Source organism: Pantoea sp. UBA5923 (genome assembly GCF_002431095.1).
Taxonomy (GTDB): Bacteria; Pseudomonadota; Gammaproteobacteria; order Enterobacterales; family Enterobacteriaceae; genus Pantoea; species Pantoea piersonii.
Genome location: NZ_DJDN01000058.1, coordinates 1 through 517, shown reverse-complemented (window position 1 = coordinate 517; position 517 = coordinate 1). Strand labels below are relative to the sequence as shown.

The 517-nt window shown below is 57.4% G+C and carries 1 pseudogene; it reads left to right on the top strand.

Annotated elements, in window-relative coordinates:
- Nucleotides 1-517: pseudogene (locus B3797_RS13880) on the top strand (energy-dependent translational throttle protein EttA); the annotation flags it as partial.

Sequence of the window (517 nt, the reverse complement as noted above, 5' to 3'; positions counted from 1 at the left end):
ACCAACCACCTGGACGCCGAGTCTGTGGCCTGGCTGGAGCGTTTCCTGCACGAGTTTGAAGGCACCGTTGTGGCGATTACCCACGACCGTTACTTCCTCGACAACGTAGCGGGCTGGATCCTTGAGCTGGACCGCGGCGAAGGTATTCCGTGGGAAGGCAACTACTCCTCCTGGCTGGAGCAAAAAGATCAGCGTCTGGCGCAGGAAGCTTCTGCCGAAGCCGCGCGTCGTAAGTCGATCGAGAAAGAGCTGGAGTGGGTACGTCAGGGCGCTAAAGGCCGTCAGTCTAAGGGCAAAGCGCGTCTGGCCCGTTTTGAAGAGCTGAACAGCACCGAATATCAGAAACGTAACGAGACCAGCGAACTCTTTATTCCGCCAGGTCCGCGTCTGGGCGATAAAGTGGTTGAGGTGAAAAACCTGACCAAATCCTACGGCGACCGCGTACTGATCGACGATCTCTCTTTCTCCGTACCGAAAGGCGCTATCGTCGGCATTATCGGCCCTAACGGCGCGGGTA